Origin of the sequence: Eudoraea sp., assembly GCF_049665975.1 — a bacterium.
Lineage (GTDB): Bacteria > Bacteroidota > Bacteroidia > Flavobacteriales > Flavobacteriaceae > Eudoraea.
Genome location: NZ_JBATGR010000439.1, coordinates 1 through 1,809, shown reverse-complemented (window position 1 = coordinate 1,809; position 1,809 = coordinate 1). Strand labels below are relative to the sequence as shown.

2 protein-coding genes are annotated in these 1,809 nt (G+C 34.4%); one reads left to right on the top strand and one right to left on the bottom strand.

The window, feature by feature from the left end:
* The coding region (locus tag WBN20_RS14370; RefSeq protein ID WP_424282185.1) for a hypothetical protein at positions 1–274 on the top strand (274 nt) is incomplete at its 5' end.
* 714 nt (positions 275–988) lie between these two features.
* On the opposite strand, the gene WBN20_RS14365 is transcribed toward WBN20_RS14370, so the two are convergent.
* Positions 989–1,809: UDP-N-acetylmuramoyl-tripeptide--D-alanyl-D-alanine ligase (locus tag WBN20_RS14365; RefSeq protein ID WP_424282184.1), on the bottom strand; the 821-nt coding region annotated here is incomplete at its 5' end.

The window sequence follows — 1,809 nt, the reverse complement described above, 5'->3', positions numbered from 1 at the left end:
TGGTTTAGAGCACCGCCTTGACAGGGCGGGGGTCGTTGGTTCGAATCCAATACACTCCACATCAAGCAGAAAATCCACGCAAGTTCGCGTGGATTTTTTATACCTGCTAAACAGGAAACTTGTTCCTGAGTTTGGCATGTATAAAATATCAATGCCGGTAAAAACCGGTTTCGATTTTCTATTTGCAGCAGCGGACTTTATTTGGATCAGTGAGCTTATCGAGCTAATCCAATACACTCCCCAAATAGATATCGTAACATCTACATTTAAATGAGTTAAAATATTTAGTTTACAACATAGTTGACATTTTATATATGACTGGTTGTTCTTTACCAGAAAAGACCTGACCTTCTTCACGAATTCTGACATAGGTCCACGGTAATCCGTTCTCAATAAATTCTTTCAAAATCTGATGAGTACCAATTGCAGTCCATGGTTACAAAATTATCTCATACATGTGTAATATTAACCCTTACGTCATAACAGGGATAAAAAACGGTTAATATAGCATATATATTAGAAAATCTAGTTGTAGTGAGGGGGCGATTTGGACAGTACATTTGTACTGTAAATTATTTATAAACAATAAATTATGAATAGTATAGCATTAATATTTACAACATAGCTAATAGTGATAAAAATAAAATAAAAAATTATGAGAACTTTTAAAAATCAGACACCAGTTGCGTCAACAAGGGTTACCTTCTTTTCCAACACAAAAAACAACAGAAGTGATTACTGGTCTGCAACAAGACAGCACGTTAACAAGTAGTTTAGTTAGGTATAATTCAATTAAAGGGCCAGAGATGGCCCTTTTTTAGTATAAAACTTTCTTAGACGTTTTTTTTTGGTTTCAGGAAGTGAAAGGTTATTGATTGCCAGCTTAACAATTTTTGATCTTTTTTCTTTGCATATAGTAATTGAAAGAACTGATGTATAGTTAATAAATTATCTGAGGGTGGAATACACGAACTTTTTACCCTCATGTTTAAAGATAATCCAGAATTCTTTCCAGGGCCATACCCCGGGATCCTTTGATCAGGAGATTTCCTTTTTTTAACTTATTACTTTTAAGAAAACTGGATAAGTCATCAAAAGTTGTAAATTTTGCGAAGTCTGACTTCGTCTTGTTGAAATTCTGCCCTACCAAAAACACATTATCGAAATTCATCCCTGTGACCAGATCAACAATTTTTTGATGTTCCTCATCCGCTTTTTCACCTAGTTCAAACATATCTCCAAGGAAAACAATTTTTCCACTCCCGGGAAAATTCTTAAAATTGTTCAGGGCCGCTTCCATACTATTTGGATTTGCATTATAGGCGTCAAGAATAATGTGATATTCCTTCTTATCTATAATCTGTGAACGATTGTTTTGAGGAAGGTAGGCTTCAATAGCACTTTTAATATCTCCTAATGGAACATTAAAATATTTCCCTATTAGTGCTGCTGCACAACAATTAGTAAAATTATAACTCCCTATTAGCTGGGTATTAATTTCGGTTTTTTCTATTTCCAGCTTTACAAAAGGATATGCTCCCAAATAATTTATCCTGTAATAATTAGGATCTGAAGTGCTAAAGCCAAATTTGCTCGCGTAATTTCTTAACTTTTTCTTCTGAACAAGATCGTCTGCATTTAAGAAAGCAAATTTTTTGTTGGTAATAAGGTGATCGTAGAGTTCACTTTTACCTTTAATAACACCTTCCACACCTCCAAAGCCTTCCAGATGGGCTTTTCCAAAATTAGTGATATAGCCATAATCTGGTTGAGCAATATGGCACAAAAACTCGATCTCTTTTACGTGAT